Below are 21603 nucleotides of genomic sequence, written 5' to 3'. Positions count from 1 at the left end.
GAATATATTTAAAGGATAAATCAATGGTATGTATAAAAATTGATAAGAGCAATTTCGAAAGTGAAGTTCTGACTTCTTCCACCCCTGTTGTTGTAGATTTTTGGGCAGAGTGGTGTGGTCCTTGCAAAATGATTGCTCCAATTTTGGATGAAATTTCAGTAGAAATGCAAAATCAAGTTAAAATTGTCAAAGTGAATATTGATGAAAACCCAGAACTGGCTACCCAATATGGTGTGCGCTCGATTCCTACCTTATTGATGTTTAAAAACGGGAATGTTGCATCAAATATGGTTGGCGCTGCTTCTAAAGGACGTATTTCTGACTGGATCAAAGAAGGACTTCATTAAATTTGCTTGTAATGTTTTTTACGATAACCTGCTATGAGCATTATTTTACTTGTTTTTAATATTATACCTACTCTTGCATTCATACAGTTCATAATGAGCATATTTATGCCTTTTTAAGAAACTTTTTCCCATATTGGTGCGCTATCTTTGAGAATGAAAGAATGGTTTTTTAATTTTGAACACGTAGATTTTAAAGGAAATAAGCTTACCGTCTTTGAGATTTCATTGAAGCTTAAAAATGATTAATTCTCTTTAAAATCAAATTATTGTAGCAAAGGAGAGGTATTATCCTCTCCTTTTATTTAATTCTTTAAGAACTATTTTTTGTAACGCATATTTGTTTATTCAGAGCGTATTTGATAGTCTTTAAAGACTGCAAATTTTATTTTTGGTGCCCGTTCTGCCTCATAATTCAATGAAAAATGGTTTTCTGCTAAAAAAACTGGATCACCCTCTAGGTCATGAGCAATAGCAAAACGATGATTGATAAGAAATTTTTGAAGTTCCTCTTTGCTCTGTGCCGAAATCCAACGACATATATTAAAACGTGCTGCTTCAAAACTTACTGGTAAGCCATATTCTATCTTCAGTCGTTCCTTGAGAACATCAATTTGCAAAGCACCAATGACACCAATGAGAGAAGGTGAACCATCATCAGGGATAAATAATTGTACAACTCCTTCTTCAGCCATTTGCTGTAAAGCTTCTTTCAATTTTTTTGCTTTCATCGGATCGCCTAAACAAACACGACGCAAAATTTCTGGTGCAAAATTAGGTACTCCCTTAAACAGAATATCTTCTCCTTCCGTCAAGGTATCACCAATACGCAACGTTCCATGATTAGGAATCCCTACGATATCACCAGCATAGGCTTGATCAGCAATTTGGCGTGAACGTGCAAAGAAAAATTGCGGTGCCGAAAGTGTCATCGATTTTCCTGTTCGTACCAGCTTTGCTTTCATACCACGTTCAAGCGTTCCTGAACAAACCCGAAAGAATGCAATACGGTCACGGTGATTGGGATCCATATTCGCCTGAATTTTAAAAACAAACCCCGTCATTTTTGGTTCTGTTGCTATGACATTGCGTTGATCTGCACTCTGATCACGAGGACTCTGTCCAAAATCGATGAGTGCATTGATCAAATCACGAACACCAAAATTTCGTAAGGCCGAACCAAAATAAACCGGTGTCATATGCCCTTCACGGAAAGCTTGAAGATCAAAGTTTTTGCAGGCACTTCGTGCAAGTTCTACCCCTTCGATAAAAGACAAGCGTTGATTTTCAGGAAGCAAATTTGCAACTTCATCAGGTCCAGAAACCGTCTGTTGCATTACCTCATCATCTTTTTGACGAAAACGATTATTGTGAAAATCAAATGTTCCAACAAAATCTTTGCCCATCCCAATTGGCCAAGTTATTGGTGCAGTATCTAGGGCAAGTTTTTCTTCAATTTCATCTAAAAGTTCTATAGGATCACGTGCTTCACGATCCATTTTGTTGATAAAAGTAACAATAGGAATATCCCGCATACGACACACCTCAAACAATTTCAGTGTTCGAGGCTCAATTCCACGTGCACCATCTAGCACCATAATAGCGCTATCAACAGCTGTGAGAGTGCGGTATGTGTCGTCAGCAAAATCCTCATGTCCTGGAGTGTCTAGCAGATTAAAGATATGATCTTCATATTCAAATGTCATCACCGATGTTACAACTGAAATACCGCGGTCCCGTTCAATATTCATCCAATCGGAACGGGTTTGAATACGATCTTTTTTCGCTTTCACTTCACCAGCAAGTTGAATGGCTCCACCAAATAATAAAAGCTTTTCTGTCAGCGTTGTTTTCCCTGCATCTGGATGAGCTATAATTGCAAATGTGCGACGCCGTTTTACTTCCTGCACTCTCTTTTCCATTATTCCCCCATAGGTCGTGTAAGCGCTTCAGAAATCAGTGCACGCGTTTCATTAATCCCATACAACGCAATAAACGATCCCCACCGTGGTCCTCGTTCTTGTCCTAAAAGAACCTCATATAACATTTGAAAAAAGACATTTGAAACACCCGGACCGCCTTCAGGACTTTTTTTGTTATGATCTTGATAGCGTTCCGTTAAACGTGCAACATCAAGAAGCGCATTTTGAATCGTGTTTCCATCAACACATGTAGATAAGCTAGCTAATTTTTCATCAATTTGTATTAATGTTGTACGCTCACTCTCATCTGGTGCTCGAAATTTTTTGTTCGGTTTGACAAAAATATCAAAATACTTAATGGCAAATTGTACCAACTGATCAAGTTCTGGACAAGTTTGGGCGTTTACTCCTTCTGTATAGCGAGAAATAAACCCCCAAAGAACTTCTTTATTCTCCGCATTTGAAGCACTTACTAAATTTAACAGCATTGCAAAAGATACAGGCAAATCAACTTGCGGAGGGCAACCATTATGGATATGCCATACAGGATTACTAAGCCGCTCTTGCCATTTTTGACGACCATAAGCTGAAAGATGCGCATAATATTCATCAACAGCTTTTGGAATAACATCAAAATAGAGCCGTTTGGCTGTTTTTGGCTTTGAAAACATATAAAGCCCAAGACTCTCCGTAGGAGCATATGTTAACCATTCATCGATGGTTAAGCCATTTCCTTTCGATTTGGAAATTTTTTGTCCCTTATCATCCAAAAAGAGCTCATAATTAAACCCTTCTGGTGGATTACCCCCAAGTACTCTACAAATTTTAGAAGAAAGATTTGTGGAATCAATAAGATCTTTTCCCGCCATTTCATAATCAATGCCAAGCGCTTTCCAACGCATCGCCCAATCCACCTTCCACTGGCATTTCACTTTTCCACCAGTCACTTCCGTTTCAATGGTTTCTCCAGTTTCAGGCTCAATATAAGTAACGGTGCCTTTTTCAACATTCCGAGCAATCATCGGAACCTGCAGTACTTTTCCAGAAAATGGAGAAATAGGTAAAAAAAGTGAATAAGTCGCCCGCCGTTCTTCTCCCAATGTTGGTAGAACAATTGCCATCACCTTATCATAACAGGAAAGTATTTTTAAAAGTGTTTCATCAAAATGGCCCAAGCCATAATAATCAGTGGCACTTGCAAACTCATAATCAAAACCAAAACGATCAAGGAAACTACACAAACGTGCGTTATTCGCCGCCCCAAAAGAAGGATAAGTCTCACCAAAAGGGTCTGGTACCCTACTCAGAGGTTGACCAAGATAACTTTCCATTTTTTCGCGATCAGGTACATTATCGGGAACCTTGCGCAAACCATCCATATCATCAGAAAAACAAAGCAGCTTTGTTTTTACTTTATTCTCCGTAAGAATATGAAAAGCATGACGCACCATGGTTGTACGCGCGACTTCCCCAAAAGTTCCAATATGCGGTAAACCAGAAGGTCCATAACCCGTTTCAAATATTATACTCTCTGGATAACCTGTTTTTTCATACCGTTTAATGATCTTACGTGCTTCTTCAAAAGGCCAAATTTTTGATTGAACAGCCGCATCTTTTAATTCAGACGAAAGGCTAAGGGCATCACACTGATCACGCATCATTATCTCTATCCTAAAAAATTAAACTCTTTAAATGTATGGTGTATGGTTCTTGAATTTATTCGTCAATAATAGCAAGTGAAAAGCGCGCTTAAAGTCTTCTTATTATGCTCTTATTGTAACAAATTTTTGCTTTGTTCTTTCCATTGTATTTTCTTTTATTTTTATATCAATGCAATATCAGTGTCATATGAACCGTAATTTACTCATTCTGCTTATTGGTATTCTAATTACCGTGATTTTAGGTCTTTCTTACTACACCTGTCAGCAAGAAAAAAATCCACGTGTATCGAACTTAAAATCGGAGAAGTAACCTCTTCACCAATACCAGTGAGCGAATTGAATACTATAAGCCTTATAACGTTGTAAGGGTAATTTTATGGTGTTGTTTATTCGCATTCTGATAAACGCGCTGCCAATGTACGCAAACGAAGAGCATTTAACTTAATAAAACCAGCAGCATCTTTTTGATCATAAGCACCTTCATCATCCTCAAAGGTTACCAATTTACTGGAATAAAGAGACTTTTCGCTTTGACGTCCTTCAACAATCACATTTCCCTTATAAAGCTTTAATGTAACTTCACCTTCAACATTTTCTTGAGATAAATCAATAGCAGCCTGCAACATTTTGCGCTCAGGTGAAAACCAAAAGCCATAATAAATGAGTTCTGCATAACGTGGCATTAATTCATCTTTTAAATGAGCAGCCCCTCTATCCAACGTCAAAGACTCCATCGCACGATGAGCTGTTAAGAGAATGGTTCCTCCTGGCGTTTCATAAATGCCACGTGACTTCATACCGACAAAACGATTTTCCACCAAATCTAACCGACCAATACCATTATTTCGTCCATAATCATTCAATTGCGAAAGTAAAGTCGCAGGAGATAATTTTTTTCCATTAATCGAAATGGCATCACCTTTTTTAAAACCAATAGTGATTCTTGTTGCTTGATCTGGAGCAGCTTCTGGTGAAAGAGTACGCATATGCACATATTCAGGAGCAGGAAATGCCGGATCCTCTAGAATTTTCCCTTCTGATGACGAGTGCAATAAATTCGCATCAACTGAAAAAGGTGCCTCACCTTGCTTATCCTTCTCTATCGGAATTTGATGTATATGCGCAAAATTCATTAAATCCGTCCGACTCTTAAAAGACCAATCACGCCATGGAGCGATAATTTTGATATCAGGATTAAGTGCGTAAGCAGAAAGCTCAAAACGTACTTGATCATTGCCTTTTCCTGTTGCCCCATGAGCAATTGCGTCTGCCCCTGTTTCCTTGGCAATTTCAATAAGGCGCTTTGAAATAAGTGGGCGAGCAATTGAAGTTCCTAAAAGATAGGTACCTTCATAAACTGCATTCGCTCGAAACATAGGAAAAACGAAATCACGCACAAATTCTTCGCGTAAATCCTCAATATAAATTTCTTTAACACCAAACATTTCAGCTTTACTACGAGCAAGAGCTAATTCTTCTCTTTGACCCAAATCAGCTGTAAAGGTTACAACTTCTGCACCGAGTTCACTTTGTAACCATTTAAGAATAATTGAGGTATCTAATCCTCCTGAATAAGCCAAAACAACTTTTTTAATATTTTGCCACTTTTGCATCTTAAATTCTGTTGTATTTGTCTTTTTTACATTTAGAAAAGATGTAAAAAAGAATGAAAATGTGTAAAATAACAATATAAGAGGTATAAATTTAAACCTCTTTGCACAATAAATAAAGAGGTTTATATGTCGTTTCTTCCTGAATGGCCTATCTTGATACAATTTTCTGCAGCAGCATTAATTTTAGCACTTATTCCAGGACCTGATATTATGCTGTCAGTAAGTGCTACCATTGCACAAAGTAAAAAAGCTGGAATTGTATGCGCTCTAGGAAGCGCAACAGGTTTTGCTATTCAGGTTACTGCTGTAGCTTTGGGTCTATCAGCGCTTATTTTTACCTCACCACGTGCTTTTTTCTTCCTCAAAATTGTGGGAGCCTTTTATCTTTTATGGCTTTCTTTGCAAGCAGTGCTTAAACATTCGAAATTTTCTCTCAAACAGATACCTAAAAAACATAAAAGCCTTAAACAAAACTACTTCGCTGGTATTGGAATCAACCTTTTAAATCCTAAAGTTATTCTTTTCAATGTCATTTTCTTACCGCAATTTATTCATGTTGATGATCCTATGGCTACACCAAAACTGTTCATTTTAGGTCTTCTCTATATCCCTATTTCTCTGCCTATTACAATTTCCATGGTTTTTATGGCTCATAAGCTTACTCAGAGACTTCGACAAAATCCTTCTTATATCCGCTATCTGGATTGGCTTATGGCAGGCATCTTCACAAGTTTTGCTTTGCGCCTTCTTATCGCTCAAGATTAAAGTTGTCTGTTGCCTGTCCCACATTCAAGCTGAAAACGTTCAGATTTTCTCAAACGTTCTGAAGCTGATTTGAGCTGACCGCACGCAGCTAAAATATCACGCCCACGTGGCATTCGAATAGGTGAAGCATATCCAGCTTGATTAATGACATCAGCAAAACGTTCAATTTGTTCCCAATCAGAACATTGATAATTACTCCCCGGCCATGGATTAAAAGGAATCAAATTGATCTTAGCTGGAATACCTTTTAATAATTGAATTAAGCGCTTAGCATCATCCAAGCTATCATTTATGTCTCTCAGCATAACATATTCAAATGTAATTCGCTTAGCATTAGAAAGACCAGGATAGCTACGACAAGCATCCATTAAGAGAGCAAGAGGATATTTTTTATTGATTGGAACAAGCATATCCCGAAGCGTATCATGTACCGCATGGAGTGAAATCGCCAACATAACACCAATTTCTTCTCCAGTTCGGACAATTCCGGGAACAACACCACTGGTTGAAAGCGTAATCCGACGTTTTGATAAAGAAAGTCCCTCTCCATCAGACGCAATTAATAAAGCTTTTTTGACTGCTTCAAAATTATAAAGCGGTTCTCCCATGCCCATCATAACAATATTGGTGATTTTACGCCCTTCAACCGGAACAATCGCTCCATCAGGAGTATTTTTATCAGGGAAATCACCCAAACAATCACGTGCAACTAATAACTGTGCTAAAATCTCCTCTGCTGTCAGATTACGAACAAGTACCTGCGTTCCTGTATGGCAAAAAGAACAAGTTAATGTACACCCTACCTGTGATGAAAGACATAAAGTACCACGCCCTTCTTCAGGAATATAAACCGTTTCAATTTCAACAGGCCTTCCAGCTCCACGCGCAGGAAAGCGCAAGAGCCATTTACGCGTTCCATCTTTTGATATTTGTTCTCCAACAATTTCCGGACGAGCAATAGAAAAATGACTTTTAAGCATTTCCTGCATGGATTTAGAAATATTCAGCATTTCATCAAAATTTGAAACACCACGCACATAAAGCCAATGCCAGAGCTGACGTACACGCATACGCGTCTGACGCTCTGGCACACCAACACCCCTTAAAGCTTGCACCATTTCATCTTGTGATAAACCAATTAAAGAGAGCTTAGAGCTCTCCTGCATGATAATATTATCTTTTTCTCGTGCTAGACATGAACCAACAGGTCTAAGGTCATATGAAATGGCCATCGTTTTCAAATCTATATCGTTATTTTAGAGTTACAGAAACTTTAATAGCATTCCTGAGTCGCATTTAAAGCAGCGGTGATCCCTCTCAAGGAATAAGTATAAGTTGTATGAGTTCCTCGTTTTGAAATAGCCTTCACCGTCATATTGATTCCAGAACGCATAGCAGCAACGAGCTGTTTTTCTAGCGCTGCAGATGCCAACCAAGCTGACGAATCTTTAGTGAAAAAATCAAAATCTTTATCCCCTATCGTCACAGTAACTTTTGAACCTTCTTTAAGTGTATATCCAGCTATGAACTGTGGTTCAAAAGAAACTGGCGAATGAGAACGTTTGGTAACCAAAAAGAAATTATCTCCATGCTTCACTGTCGTAGGAAATGCCTCCAAGGGTACAGATAACACGTAGCAAATTGTATTTTTGGGTGATTTATAAGAATAAGCTCCCCAAGCTTCAAATTGACTTAAACGGCTCGGCACTTGCGCACATACTGCTCCGACAGCAAACAGAACCATTATAGATGCAACAATAAAAGTCTTTCCAGATATCTTCATTTAATTCACTTCTTTAATCTCTAACAAAATGTTTTCATTGGAAACGCTCAACAAAAACTCGTCAATCTATTAATTTAGTTGTTACAATCCTCTAAAAAAGCAAAATATTCTTGTATAAATGAGAGTAAATACTTACGTTTAATTACTAAAACATGAATTTTTTATTCAATAACAAGATTTCAAAAAATAACATTCTGATTTCGTGCTATCAATTTTGTTTTTCGCGTAAACCTACCTCTCATGAGGTATGAACATATGCTCATCCTGCTAAGAAATAAACTACATTTTTCTACCGTAGGAGATTTCTCGCAAAACCCTCGGAATGTATTCCATAAAAAACACTCCACATTCCACAATCTTTCGAATATCATCCATAAATTTTAATTTATTAAACTCATTTTGTGTTAATAAAAATCACAAACTCTACTTTTCACCGATTATAGTATGTTCAGACTTCATATTCAACACCCATCGTAGATACTATGTAGGTACTATCTCTCCACGATTTTAAAATTTTTCTGCAAAAAATTATAAAATATTATCAGAAAATATTTACCATGAAATACAAATTATTTTGATGCAATTTATAAACAACAATATCAGACTGCTTGCTTTCCACAAAAGTTTATAAACCTTTTTCTACCCAATACTTTCAACAAACTCTCAATTAATTTAATCGTGATTGAACAAACTTGTACATTCATCAACAATCTTTTTTTAAAACCAAAAACCCGTAATTTCCATTTTGCACCGTTCGAAATTGTTCTTTAATACGCGCTCTACACAGTAGCTGACATTTAAACAAAGTTTGTTCTTAAACTGTTAACCTTTCTCACCATTTTACAAAAAACATATGATTTCCTTTATCCCCTTTGAACCTTAAACATAAAAAAAGATTCAAAGCACCTGAATTTATGAAAAACTTAATTCATGGATAAATATCTAAAATAAATAGATAAAAAAGTATGATAATGAATAGTTCGTACACAAAAAATAACAGAAATTAAAAGTCATTTTTTCCTCTGTTTTGGAAGTAAAGCTTTCCTCAAAAAAGTTTCCTTCAAAACTATGTGAAGCAATCACCGATACTCAGTTCATTAAATACAAATTATATTATTTCTCAGCCTGCTTTGTGGTATACTGCTCACGAACAGTATCTCACAAAGTTATTTTAAGCTGCATTTGATTCTGAATTTTGAATCAACAAAGCGTAAAGTTCATGGACCTCATGTGTATTGCGCAATTTTTGAACAACATCAGCATGACGCAAAACACGCGCAATCTGTGACAAAGCTTTTAAATGATCTGCACCAGCATTCTCAGATGCTAAAAGAAGAAAAACAAGATCTATTGGTTCGTCATCAAGAGCTTCAAAATCAACAGGACACTCAAGGCGCGCAAATATACCAGTGATTCGGTCAATATTTGGCAATTTTCCATGAGGAATCGCAATGCCACCACCCAGACCAGTTGAACCTAGTTTTTCACGCTGCAAAACAGTATCAAAAATGATACCCTCATTAAGCCCTGTTAATTTAGCTGCCTTTTCAGCTAAAGCTTGCAAAACTTGTTTTTTCGAATTCGCCTTAAGAGCCGGAATAATTGCTTCCGGTGCTATTAACTCACTCAAGTTCATACTTCAATTTTCCTTTTGCACGCTCTAATGCCCACAAACAAACCCGTGAATGGTATGGATACCTAAAAAGTCCTGTTGCTTTCTCGCATCATAGCATGTGTATCTACTTTTCAATTTACAACAGCTGACAGATTAACTCACCTCATATCACTATCAGCGCAACAATAAATAAGTACTCAGATCCTAATTAACAGTATGAGAAAAAAGGAAACGTAGCTGTACATAAAATTAATTTTCCTATGATACGAGCAAAGACCCTTATTCATAAATTTATTTAACTTTTCATCACAGAAGTTAGCGTACAATTTTTCATCAGTTTCTCCTCTCCTTTTTTAAACTCGCTTCTATAAAATATGAAGTACCACAAAGAAAATGGCACTTTGATTTTGATAATTACTATCATTATGCAGCTTAAATGCTGTTTTCCTATAACAGTCCCAAAAGTTCTTAAGTCGTTTAATGATATTTTAAAAAGATTTACAAATCTGATTGAATACCTGCAGTTATGTCCCATCTTTAAATGCGCAAAGAAAACCAACGAAATACCACAAATCCTATTTGACAACCGTAATATATAGACCCCATGGTGCTACCATCAAAATATTCAAAACAGCATCATCGATATGTTTTTTCATCCAACAGAGAAAAGTATTTTTAATCATACCTTACAACAACACGCGCGCTTATTCATGGCCCCCATTTATCATTCATTATAAAGTTAATCCAGTGATATCTTTCCTACGGTACAATTAAAAATAAATAAAACAGATAAAACAACAGGATAACTCCATATTGATGAAGCTTTTTTCATCGCCTATAAAAAATTTAGTTTAGGATTATCATCATAAAAGAAATTCAGAATATTTTCTCAACAAGAACACGCTAAACACAACCAGTCGAGAAGATCTTATTGCGTACCAATCTCAAAAAACGCTCATCCTTCCTTTGCTGAAAAGCAACCATATTTCCCTACTATTTCACATCACTTAACAACATCATTATAATTAAAATATAACAGAAAAACTGTTGTTCCTGATTATATGGCAAAAATATCTATCAATAATAACTGTATAAAAATCAATAAAGTTTTATCCACCCTTAATGAAAAATATTTGATTGCCCAAAGGAGTGGAAAGCGTTTGTACAGACCATGTTGATCTATTGAAACTGAAATGAGAATTCATAGAAGATTAAAATCAAAGAGAAAATTGATTTCCCAAATAAATTCTGCGCACATCAGCGTTGTTGATAATATCATGAGGACAACCATGAACTAACACTTGTCCAGCATGAATGATGTAAGCACGATCAACAAGACCCAACGTCTCACGCACATTATGATCTGTTATTAACACACCAATTCCACGCTGAGTTAAATGACGAACAAGCTGTTGAATATCAGAAATAGCAATGGGATCAATTCCCGCAAATGGTTCATCAAGTAACATAAAATTGGGGCGAGAAGCTAAAGCACGTGCAATTTCAAGCCTTCGACGCTCTCCTCCAGACAAGGAAAGAGCAGACATTTTCCGTAAATGATCAATTTTGAATTCATGTAAAAGAGCATCTAACTCTTCACAGCGCTTAACACGGTCTTTTTCGACCACTTCTAACACAGCTTTAATGTTATTTTCTACTGAAAGACCACGAAAAATAGAAGCTTCTTGAGGGAGATACCCAATACCTAAACGAGCACGCCTATACATCGGAAGATGGGTGATATCAAATCCATCAATTTTAATGGATCCCCCATCAGATTTCATGAGACCTGTCACCATATAAAAACAAGTCGTTTTACCTGCACCATTGGGACCTAAAATGCCAACAGCTTCTCCAGTATGAATATCAAAAGAAACATCTTTAATAACTTGTCTTCCACGATAGATCTTAACCAAATGGCTCGCAACTAAAGTTCCCTTTAAGTGATTACTTAAAGCTTCACTTACAAAATCATGTTTGTTCATCTGTTTTTTTCTTTTGATTCCAAACATGAAGTCTTAATTGCCACTCTTTTGACTTTGCTTAAAAATGATAGAAACACGGCCTTTTTTTTCAGATGCTTCACAACCTTCTAGAAAAGCCTTTCCGCTTTTCATATCTGCTGTCAATTTACACCCTGTTGCCACATTATCACCATCGGTTAATACAACTTTTCTCCCTGTCAAATGCATCATTTTTGACTTTCCATCAAAAACACCTTTATCACCCGTAACAATTTGTGTGGCAATTTTTACATAAACTTTTCCTAAAGCTTCCATTTTCTTAATAACCGCTGAACCCAAAAAAGCCAATGGTGCTTCCGTCTTCATGTCTCCCAGATCCCTATCAGCTACTTTATGCGCTTTATCATAATAAACAACTAATTTTGCTGTTCGCAAAAGACGCTCCCCCTGAACCACCGAAACATCACCATCAAAGAGCGCTATTCCCTCTTTATCACGTATTTCTAAAGAATTTGCATAAAGTTCAACCGGTTTTTGATCATTTGAGAGATTAATTCCTAAATGAGCCACTTCAGCATGTCCAGAAACTTCTCCTCCTCCCAGTATTCCAACACCAAAAGCTAAAGTAATACACATCCATTTTTTGTATAATTCCTTCAGCTTCATCTTATCACTCTCAATTCTTCTATTTACATACACCCATGTTTCTCTTTCATAAATGTTTCTCAAAATTTGTATTGATATTCTCTCATTTCTTGTCAAGAACCAAATACACACCACCATGAAAGTACATATTTTGTCCTTTTTCTCGAATTTTCAAAGCATTTGATGAAAGATGCAAACCTGCACGTTGAATATTGACACGTTGATCTGTATTTAATTGCCCTTCAGATAAATTAATATGTGCCGCCATAAATTGTACAATCATTCCATCATTTGTTGTAATCGTGAATGGCTTGTTCAGCTGCAAATACCCATTAATATTATCGTAAACGCCCCCTTCTGCATCGAGGAAAACCCGTTTTTGTTTGCCTATAAACGCCTCAGCAGTAATGTTTTGTAATCCAATTACTCCAGAACCTGTACGATCCTGAAATGCCTTTTCTGCTTTAAGCCAATAAGGCTCATGAGAACGTGTATAACCTTCTAATTTTGGATTGAAAATCGCCAATTTCATTATACTCTCCTCTTCATTTTTATTCAATGTTACAGAAACAGAAGAAACGGGAGCAAAGAAAAATGTAAACAGGTAAAAAACAAACGCTATAGCCAGTGCTACAAGAGGTAAAAAAAGTTTTAATATGTTAATGTAACGTGAATGACGGGAGGCTTTTTTAAAAACATCACCAGAAGATGATTTTTTCGAAAAAGCTTCATAATGATTATGTACGGACATACTATCCTAATCTCTTAAATATGCGGCACTTTTTATTTTTTATAACTCTTATAAAATGTATTTTCAAATTTTGTTTCTTGCAATTTGTATTTTCTTGGTTTTATTTTGCTTTCATTTATTTATATATGTAATGTAATCTATAAACGTACAGAGAAAGAATTTTTTGTGTGAAAGTGAGGTTATTTTGGTTAAATCAGAGCTTGTGCAAATTATTGCTCGTCAAAACCCGCATCTCATTCAACGTGATGTGGAAAATATTGTGAACGCTATTTTTGAAGAAATTTCAACAGCGCTCGCTAATGGTAATCGTGTTGAGCTGCGTGGTTTTGGAGCTTTTTCTATTAAAAGCCGCTCAGCCCGTAATGGTCGCAACCCGCGAACAGGAGAAGCCGTTGCAATTGAAGAAAAATGGATTCCTTTTTTTAAAACAGGTAAAGATTTACGTGATAGGCTTAATCAATGAGTAGCCTTATAATAATCAAACGTGTCTTTTTAGTGATTATTGCGGCAATTCTCACTGTGTTTCTGATCGCTTTTATCGTAGCTAATCATCAAATGGTTACGTTAACGCTCGATCCATTTCGGACAAACTCTAAAAACTTTACCTATAATGCTCCTTTTTTTACATGGCTCTTTCTTTTTTTAGGTATTGGTATTTTTTTAGGAAACTTAATCAATTGGTTTGCATATCATAAATGCAAAAAAGACCTAAAAAAAAGCAATGAAGAGCTTGAGAAATTAAAAATGTCGATTGCGAATATGATAGAATGATATTGTATAATTTTTCTTTCATCGTGTTTATTGCAAAATGAAAAGTATCCTTCCTATTTTTTCTTATACATGCTTTAATTGATTTTAAACTTTTGTTCTTTTACGAGAAATTTAAGAAGTGTTTAACGTGAATTTTTAAAATACCTGTATCATCGTGAAACAAAACATGCCTGCACAATGCTTTCAACCTCATAACAATGATAGATATCCGCAGGAAAAGTTGCCTGTTATTTTAGAAACAGGTGCTAGTGCAGATTATGCTCTCATTGACTCTGGTAATGGGCAAAAACTGGAGCGTTATGGAGATTATCGCATTATCCGTCCAGAAGGCCAAGCATTATGGAAACCAACTCTATCACAAAAGCAATGGACTGATGTTGATGCTATTTTCACAGGAAATCGAGATGAAGAGGGTGTTGGTCGCTGGCATTTTCCCAAAAAACCACTTAACGAAACTTGGCCACTTTCTTGGAATGGACTGTCTTTTCTAGGACGTTTTACTTCCTTTCGTCATGTAGGAGTCTTTCCTGAACAAGATGCCCATTGGCGCTTTATGGAAGAACAAATTGTTAAAGCTGCACATCCGGTCAAATTGCTCAATCTTTTTGGCTATACAGGTATTGCTTCCTTGATTGGTGCACGCGCAGGAGCAAGTATAACACATGTTGATGCTTCTAAAAAAGCAATTGCTTGGGCAAAAGCCAATCAAGAAAGAGCAGGATTATCAGATCGCTCTATTCGCTGGATTTGCGATGATGCTGTAAAATTTGTCGAGCGTGAACTGCGTCGTAATAAAAAATATGATATGATCGTTCTTGATCCTCCTGCATATGGGCGTGGACCTCATGGTGAAATTTGGCAACTATTCGATCATTTACCAGCTATGATTACGAACTGTCGCAAACTTCTCTCTGATAAACCTCTTTCCATTGTCCTTACAGCTTATTCTATTCGCGCTTCCTTCTACGCACTTCATACTTTAATGTATGATGAATTTGTCAATCTTAGTGGCATCATCGAATCAGGAGAACTGATTTTGCGTGACGAAACCGCTGGACGTGCCCTTTCTACTTCTCTTTTTAGCCGTTGGATTGCTTGAATATGTGTATACCTAAAATCGGTAAAGTTAAAGAAATCACCTCCCTTAGCAATCCTATTATCAAAGATCTCCGAGCACTGAGCCAAAAGAAAATCCGTAATAGAGAAGGTCTTTTTATGGCAGAAGGACTGAAATTGGTGATCGATGCTCTTGATCTTGGATGGATGATACAAACACTTATCTTTTCCAAAAGCCAAATTGGTAACACTGCAATCGAAAGTACTGCTGCACGTACTGTAGCCAATGGCGGATTTGTTATTAAAACTTCACAAAAGGTGATGGAATCCATCACCCGCCGCGATAATCCACAAACAGTTATTGGTATTTTTAGACAACAATGGCAATCACTTGAAACAATACAAGGACAGATCGAAGATGTTTATATCGCGCTTGATCGGGTACGTGATCCTGGAAATCTTGGTACCATTATCCGCACTGCTGATGCCGTAGGAGCAAGAGGAATTATTTTGATCGGTGAAACAACAGATCCTTTCTCACCTGAAACAGTGCGTGCAACAATGGGATCAATTTTTTCTATCCCACTTTATCGCTGTGATGAAAGTGCTTTTTTAAACTGGTCTGCAAACTTTAAAAGCGTGATTGTTGGTACACACCTTAAAGGATCTAAAGATTATCGTACAATTGATTTCAAAAACGGTCCCGTTGTACTTCTCATGGGAAATGAAAAACAGGGGTTACCAGATATTCTTGCAAATCATTGCGATCATCTCGCACGTATCCCACAAAGTGGACGCGCTGATTCTCTAAATCTGGCAATCGCAACAGCTATCATGCTTTATGAAATTCGCCGCCCTTATTTAACACTGGAATCATGCGAGAATAGAATATGATACGTAAATCACTGCCTTTTTTTCTTCTTGGCTTGATCTTTACAGTAGGGATTGATCAAGCAGTAAAATACTGGATTGTAAACAATATACCCCTAGGAACAACAAAACCATTCCTTCCTTTTCTTTCTCTCTATCATGTGCGCAATTCAGGCGTTGCATTTTCGTTTTTCTCTTCCTTTTCCCATTGGGGACTCATTGCCATTACTCTTGTCATTATTATTTTTCTTTTATGGCTTTGGAAAAATGTTGAATATAATAAATCTTTAACGCGTTTTGGTCTTATACTGATCATTGGCGGAGCAATTGGTAATCTTATTGACCGCATCCGCTTTCACCATGTCACTGATTATATACTCTTTCATATTGATGATATTTTTTATTTTGCTGTTTTCAATCTTGCAGATAGTTTTATCACGCTCGGTGTTCTTGCTATTCTCATTGAAGAATTGTACCTATGGATAAAAGGAAAGCATTCTCCTAATCGTACATTTTCTGAATAAAAATCATGTATTGCTCAGGATTATTGTATTTTACGACCTCCTTATAAAGTATAAAGAGCTTTTTATAAGGTGTATATGTCTTTACATTTTGATCTTTCCCCTCCTATGCTAAGAAAGAAAAAAGCTTTCAATACTATATCAACTATATCAGTATATATCTCGAAAATGCTGTTTTTAAATTCAACACACCTCTCATGAACCACACAATTATGGCATTGAGTACTGGAAAATATAATGATCTTTACAAACTTATCGTTTCATACACATAAAAATGGTTATGACCAACAGATTTTACATTATATCATTTACATGAAAAACAAAGGAAATCTTATATCATAACTTCTTCCTATTTCTCTTGCAAAAAGTATTACTCAAAAGGCTTAAACATTTTTAATAAATAAGCTCTTTTCTTACAAATTTGTAAGGTTTATTCCTAGTATAACTCTCTTGTAATTTTAAAATAAATCTCCATAATAAGAAGGGGTATGCTGGAATTCCACCAGCAGCACCTAGGGGTGTGTATCTGCTGCGTTAAAAGCTTATACATGCTTGTTATTGTGGCAGTAGAGACTCTTTTTTACCCCAATATCTGGTGGAACATATGCTAAAGGACTTTATATTATGGCTGATTTCAAAAATTTACGTTCGGCGTCTGTTTCCCATGCCGATGCATCAATTGATCAAGGGTTGCGTAGCTATATGCTGGGCGTCTATAATACAATGGCCATTGGTTTGCTTATTACAGCCGTGGCTGCTTATGCAATTGCGTCATTAGCAACAACGACAGATATAAGCCAAGCTGCCGCCCAAATTACTAACGGCATTTACTTAACTTCATTCGGAGTGACATTTTATACCTCGCCGCTTTCCTATATTGTTATGTTTGCACCTCTTGTGGCGGTATTCTTCCTTAGTTTCAAAATTAGCACATTGAGTACAAGTGCAGCTCGTAGCTTCTTTTTTGTTTATGCTGCCCTTGTTGGACTTTCACTATCTGCAATCGTTTTGCGTTACACAACAGAAAGTGTTGTGCAAACTTTTGTTATTACTGCTGCTTCTTTCGGTGCTCTTTCACTTTATGGTTATACAACAAAGCGCGATCTTACGGCACTAAAATCATTCCTTTTTATTGGTTTGATTGGTTTGGTACTTTCCATGATTGTTAATATCTTTCTTGGATCAAGTGCCTTGCAATTTGCGATTTCTGTGATTGGTGTTTTCATCTTTGCTGGTCTAACAGCTTACGATACACAAAACATCAAATTAATGTATTATGAAGGAGATGGTGTTGACACCCAAGGCCGTAAAATTATTATGGGTGCGCTAAGTCTTTATCTTGATTTCGTTAATATGTTTATCTTCTTGCTACAATTTGTTGGTGCAAAGCGTGATTGATAGCAACACTCATAGTTAAATCAAAGAACCTTGTTTCTTAAAGGAAGCAAGGTTTTTTTGTTTTCAGTGCCAATATTTTATTTCCTATTTATCTTTCTAACGTACCCACTTTATAAAATGACAAAGCAGAAAAAGAAGCCTCAAGGATTTTTTCGATTCACTGAATTTATGCAGAAAAAGCTTCATCACCCTCTTTTAAATGCAATTCGCAACGGTTCTTGTCATCGATCAGATATAATGAATAATAATAGCCATTATGATCTTACGGCTGCTTCTTATAACGTTCATAAATGCGTAGGCGTTGATAAAATTTTTAATCCTGCACGAATTATACGTGTTATTGCTGAACTGCAAGTTGATATTCTCGCTCTTCAAGAAGCAGATAAACGTTTTGGTGAACGCGTTGGCTTGATTGATCTTAAACTGTTAAAATCCGAAACAGGATTGGTTCATGTACCCTTGAATACTATGTCACCTCACGGTCATGGTTGGCATGGTAATGCTCTTTTTTTACGAAAAGGGCATGTACGCGATATCTTACAAATCACTCTTCCTAGTATTGAACCACGTGGGGCTGTGATTGTAGAGTTAGAAATGAAAGCAGGTCTTCTTCGTGTTATTGCTGCTCATTTTGGTTTATTACGTTATTCTCGTAATCAGCAAACAAAAATGCTCCTTTCGCTTTTGAAAACACGTCCTCTTATGCCCACACTCCTTGTTGGTGATTTTAACGAATGGCGCGTAGGAAAAGGCTCATCTTTAAACCATTTTTTCTCTTACTTTGATAACACACTTGGAACTGTGCCAAGCTTTCCTTCTCGCTTTCCTTTTCTAGCTCTTGATAGAGTTTTTGCTTTTCCTCATCAATTAGTAACGCATATAGAAACACACCATTCACCACTTGCCCGCATTGCTTCAGATCACTTACCTATCAAAGCTTACCTTGATCTTGCCAATACCATGACCTTTTTAAAAAACAAGATAAGCGAAAAAGGCTAATGTGCCTCATCCCAATTTTGAGCGGCCATTACTTTTACTTCAAGCGGTACAGACAAAGAAAGAACCGGCATTGTAGCATTTTCCATCACCTTTTTAACAAGAGCAATCGTTTTTTCACTTTCATCTTTTGGTACCTCAAAAATCAATTCGTCATGTACTTGCAGCAACATTTTTGCTGATAATTTTTCTTTTTCCAAAGCACCTTCCATTTGAATCATAGCACGACGAATAATATCTGCTGCTGATCCTTGAATCGGTGCATTAATAGCAGCACGTTCATTAAATGCACGGACTTGTGGGTTCGTTGCTTTTATTTCTGGATAATGGATACGACGTCCAAAAATAGTTTCTACATAACCATTTTGGCGTGCAAACATCTTCGTTGTTTCCATATAGTCTTTAATTCCTGGAAATCTCTCAAAATAAAGTTGAATATAACGCCTTGCTTCTTGCCGTGAAAGCCCTAATTGGTTGGCTAATCCAAAAGCTGAAATGCCATAAATAATACCAAAATTAATCGCTTTTGCACGTCGTCGTATATATGAATCCATCCCTTCTATCGAAACCCCAAACATTTGTGATGCTGTAATTGCATGAATATCCTGATTTTGAGCAAAAGCTTCTTTTAACGCTGTGATATCAGCAACATGTGCAAGAATGCGCAATTCAATCTGGCTATAATCAGCCGAAAGCAATACATGCCCTTCTGGAGCAATAAAAGCAGTTCGTATTTTACGCCCCTCAGCGGTTCGCACTGGAATATTTTGTAAATTGGGTTCTGATGATGATAACCGCCCTGTTGAGGTTGTTGCCAAAGAATAATTCGTATGAACACGACCTGTTTTTGGCAAAATGTAAGTGGGTAAAGCATCTGTATAAGTAGATTTTAGCTTTGCAAGTTGACGCCAATCAATAATTTTACGCGGTAAAACATGGCCTTCAGCAGCCAACTCTTCCAAAGTCTGCGCAGAAGTTGACCACTGTCCACCTTTTGTTTTAGCCCCCCCAGACAAACCTATTTTGCCAAAGAGGATATCTCCTAATTGCTTTGGAGAAGCAAGATTAAACTTTTCACCAGCTAGCTGATAAATTTCTTCTTCTAGCATAAAAGCAGCCTGTGCTAATTCTCCCGAAAGCCGTAATAAAATCTGCTTATCAACGAGAATTCCACGCTCTTCCATTCTTGCAAGAACTTCTATGAGTGGTCGGTCAAGACGTTCATAAATTTTTGTCATTCCCTGAGCAACAAGCTGTGGTTTTAAAACTTGCCATAATCGAAGTGTTACATCAGCATCCTCTGCAGCGTAATGGGTTGCTTGTTGTAAATCCACTTGCGCAAAAGAAGAAATCTTTTTTCCGTTATGCATTAAATCTTTGTAAGCAATCGGCTTATGTCCAAGCCAACGTTCGGATAAATCATCCATATTATGGGTTAAAACTCCAGCGTCTAAAGCATAGGATAAAAGCATTGTATCATCAAAAGAACGTATCACAATGCCATTTTGCTTCATTACTAACCAATCATATTTAATATTTTGACCAATCTTTAATACCGTTTCATTTTCTAATATCGGCTTTAAAAGTGCCAAAGCTTTTTGTGTCTCAATCTGCCCAGTGATACGTCCATTTCCCAAAAGATCATCTTCTCCTTCGATATGTTCAAGAGGAATATAGGCTGCTTTTCCTGGCTGTAATGAGAGTGAAAACCCCACGAGTTTTGCTTGCATAGGGTCAAGTGAGGATGTTTCAGTATCAAAAGCGAAAAAACCCTGTTCTTGTGCCTCTAATAACCACTCTTTTAAAGATTCTTCATCAAGAATCGTTACATAAGCATCTCTTGTAATTTTTTGACTGAGAGCTTGATCTCTACGTTTTTGTGCCAAAATTTGTGGAGAATTTTCAAGAAAATCGTGAGAAGGTACTTTCTTAGCTTTTTTAACCTCATGATCAAATCTCTGTGCAGAAGAATCCCATTCAATATCTATATCAAGTGAATCAATCATTGCAGCATCACATTCTGTTGCCTCTGCTACACGACGTGTTAGAGTTGAAAACTCCATAGCTTTAAGAAAAGCAATTAAGCGTGGACCATTTTGAGGCTCTAAAATAAAATCATCTAAATCATTGTCTATAGGCACATCTGCTTTCAGCCGAACGAGTTCACGAGAAATTTTTGCCTGTTCACTATAAGCTTGGATATTTTCACGCCTTTTTATTTGCTTCACTTCCCTTACACGCTGCAGCAAAATATCAAGAGAACCAAATTGCTCTAATAATTGTGCTGCAATTTTCGGACCAATACCTGGAATACCTGGCACGTTATCCGTCGGATCTCCAGTCAAAGCTTGCAAATCAACCATTTTTTCAGGTTTAACACCCCATTTTTCTATAACTTCGGAAATACCTATATGTTTATCTTTCATTCCATCATACAAAGATACATGCGTATTCACCAATTGCATCAAATCTTTATCAGAAGAGATAATTGTTGTTTTTGCCCCAACCTTTGTTGCCAATCGTGCATAGGTAGCAATTAAATCATCTGCTTCAAATCCTTCCTTCTCGATACAAGGCAAATTAAAAGCTTTTGTTGCCTGTCGTATGAGAGAAAATTGAGGTATAAGATCTTCAGGAGGAGCTGCTCTGTTAGCTTTGTATTGTGGATAAATTTGTTTCCGAAATGTATCAGATGAATAATCAAAAATGACAGCAAAATGCGTTGGAATAACGCCAGTAGATGTATTGCGTGCATCACAAAGCAGTTTCCATAACATATTACAAAAACCAGCTACAGCTCCTACAGGAAGCCCATCTTTTTTGCGCTTTAAAGCCGGTAAAGCATAGTAAGCACGAAAAACATAACCTGATCCATCAACTAAAAAAAGGTGATCTGTCGCTTTCATGACAATATCATTTCTCCATTTC

At 36.8% G+C, this 21603-nt stretch carries 19 protein-coding genes; 9 read left to right on the top strand and 10 right to left on the bottom strand.

The window, feature by feature from the left end; translation table 11 throughout:
• Window positions 1–23: 23 nt before the first annotated feature.
• On the top strand, window positions 24–347 hold the full coding sequence (trxA, locus tag ABID39_RS00980) for a thioredoxin (RefSeq protein WP_354185132.1): 324 nt from the start codon (window positions 24–26) through the stop codon (window positions 345–347).
• Between the two features lie 341 nt (window positions 348–688).
• Here the strand turns inward: trxA and ABID39_RS00975 are convergent, their stop codons facing one another.
• The 3 genes from ABID39_RS00975 to ABID39_RS00965 form a co-directional block, all read right to left on the bottom strand.
• Complete coding sequence (locus ABID39_RS00975; protein WP_354185130.1) at window positions 689–2266, bottom strand: peptide chain release factor 3; 1578 nt, start codon at window positions 2264–2266, stop codon at window positions 689–691.
• Window positions 2266–3927, bottom strand: coding sequence for a lysine--tRNA ligase (locus ABID39_RS00970; protein WP_354185128.1), 1662 nt, complete (start codon window positions 3925–3927; stop codon window positions 2266–2268). Before ABID39_RS00970 ends, ABID39_RS00975 begins: the two co-directional genes overlap by 1 nt.
• 386 nt (window positions 3928–4313) lie before the next feature.
• A complete protein-coding gene (locus ABID39_RS00965) occupies window positions 4314–5540 on the bottom strand; it encodes an argininosuccinate synthase (protein WP_354185126.1) in 1227 nt (408 codons plus the stop codon).
• A gap of 126 nt (window positions 5541–5666) precedes the next feature.
• On the opposite strand from ABID39_RS00965, the gene ABID39_RS00960 reads away from it, so the two are divergent.
• Window positions 5667–6305: a LysE family translocator gene (locus ABID39_RS00960; RefSeq protein ID WP_354185124.1), complete on the top strand. Its 639-nt coding sequence runs from the start codon at window positions 5667–5669 to the stop codon at window positions 6303–6305.
• Here ABID39_RS00960 and rlmN read toward each other — a convergent pair.
• The 6 genes from rlmN to lptC all read right to left on the bottom strand — a co-directional run bounded on the left by rlmN (window position 6302) and on the right by lptC (window position 13063).
• A complete protein-coding gene (gene rlmN / locus ABID39_RS00955) occupies window positions 6302–7537 on the bottom strand; it encodes a dual-specificity RNA methyltransferase RlmN (RefSeq protein WP_354185122.1) in 1236 nt (411 codons plus the stop codon). The two genes, ABID39_RS00960 and rlmN, sit on opposite strands and share 4 nt — an antisense overlap.
• Window positions 7538–7578: 41 nt before the next feature.
• Window positions 7579–8088 (bottom strand): invasion associated locus B family protein, encoded by a 510-nt coding sequence (locus ABID39_RS00950; protein WP_354185120.1) that lies wholly within the window; start codon window positions 8086–8088, stop codon window positions 7579–7581.
• A 1171-nt stretch (window positions 8089–9259) separates the two neighbouring features.
• Complete coding sequence (gene ptsN / locus ABID39_RS00945) at window positions 9260–9724, bottom strand: PTS IIA-like nitrogen regulatory protein PtsN (protein WP_354185118.1); 465 nt, start codon at window positions 9722–9724, stop codon at window positions 9260–9262.
• 1196 nt (window positions 9725–10920) lie between these two features.
• Window positions 10921–11715 (bottom strand): LPS export ABC transporter ATP-binding protein, encoded by a 795-nt coding sequence (gene lptB, locus ABID39_RS00940; protein WP_354185116.1) that lies wholly within the window; start codon window positions 11713–11715, stop codon window positions 10921–10923.
• 6 nt (window positions 11716–11721) lie between these two features.
• Window positions 11722–12333, bottom strand: coding sequence for an LptA/OstA family protein (locus ABID39_RS00935; RefSeq protein WP_354185114.1), 612 nt, complete (start codon window positions 12331–12333; stop codon window positions 11722–11724).
• A gap of 82 nt (window positions 12334–12415) precedes the next feature.
• Complete coding sequence (gene lptC, locus ABID39_RS00930) at window positions 12416–13063, bottom strand: LPS export ABC transporter periplasmic protein LptC (protein ID WP_354185112.1); 648 nt, start codon at window positions 13061–13063, stop codon at window positions 12416–12418.
• Window positions 13064–13247: 184 nt separating this feature from the next.
• On the opposite strand from lptC, the gene ihfB reads away from it, so the two are divergent.
• The 7 genes from ihfB to ABID39_RS00895 all read left to right on the top strand — a co-directional run bounded on the left by ihfB (window position 13248) and on the right by ABID39_RS00895 (window position 18678).
• The gene (ihfB, locus tag ABID39_RS00925) at window positions 13248–13526 is read left to right on the top strand and encodes an integration host factor subunit beta (RefSeq protein WP_354185375.1); all 279 of its coding nucleotides are present in this window, start codon (window positions 13248–13250) and stop codon (window positions 13524–13526) included.
• Window positions 13523–13834, top strand: coding sequence for a LapA family protein (locus tag ABID39_RS00920; protein WP_435521292.1), 312 nt, complete (start codon window positions 13523–13525; stop codon window positions 13832–13834). Before ihfB ends, ABID39_RS00920 begins: the two co-directional genes overlap by 4 nt.
• 166 nt (window positions 13835–14000) lie before the next feature.
• A complete protein-coding gene (locus ABID39_RS00915; RefSeq protein WP_354185110.1) occupies window positions 14001–14933 on the top strand; it encodes a class I SAM-dependent methyltransferase in 933 nt (310 codons plus the stop codon).
• A 2-nt stretch (window positions 14934–14935) separates the two neighbouring features.
• Window positions 14936–15784, top strand: a complete 849-nt coding sequence (locus ABID39_RS00910) for a TrmH family RNA methyltransferase (RefSeq protein WP_354185108.1) — start codon at window positions 14936–14938, stop codon at window positions 15782–15784.
• Window positions 15781–16284 carry a signal peptidase II gene (lspA, locus tag ABID39_RS00905; RefSeq protein WP_354185106.1) on the top strand — a complete coding sequence of 168 codons (504 nt, stop codon included), beginning with the start codon at window positions 15781–15783 and terminating at the stop codon, window positions 16282–16284. Before ABID39_RS00910 ends, lspA begins: the two co-directional genes overlap by 4 nt.
• Window positions 16285–16905: 621 nt before the next feature.
• Entirely contained in the window at window positions 16906–17679 is a 774-nt protein-coding gene (locus tag ABID39_RS00900; protein ID WP_354185104.1) for a Bax inhibitor-1/YccA family protein, read from the top strand.
• Window positions 17680–17796: 117 nt separating this feature from the next.
• Window positions 17797–18678 carry an endonuclease/exonuclease/phosphatase family protein gene (locus ABID39_RS00895; RefSeq protein WP_354185102.1) on the top strand — a complete coding sequence of 294 codons (882 nt, stop codon included), beginning with the start codon at window positions 17797–17799 and terminating at the stop codon, window positions 18676–18678.
• Here ABID39_RS00895 and polA read toward each other — a convergent pair.
• Window positions 18675–21581 (bottom strand): DNA polymerase I, encoded by a 2907-nt coding sequence (polA, locus tag ABID39_RS00890; RefSeq protein ID WP_354185100.1) that lies wholly within the window; start codon window positions 21579–21581, stop codon window positions 18675–18677. The two genes, ABID39_RS00895 and polA, sit on opposite strands and share 4 nt — an antisense overlap.
• Window positions 21582–21603: the final 22 nt, after the last annotated feature.

Source organism: Bartonella japonica (genome assembly GCF_040545385.1).
In the GTDB taxonomy this organism is placed as follows: domain Bacteria; phylum Pseudomonadota; class Alphaproteobacteria; order Rhizobiales; family Rhizobiaceae; genus Bartonella; species Bartonella japonica.
This window is presented reverse-complemented; position numbering and strand designations above follow the sequence as displayed.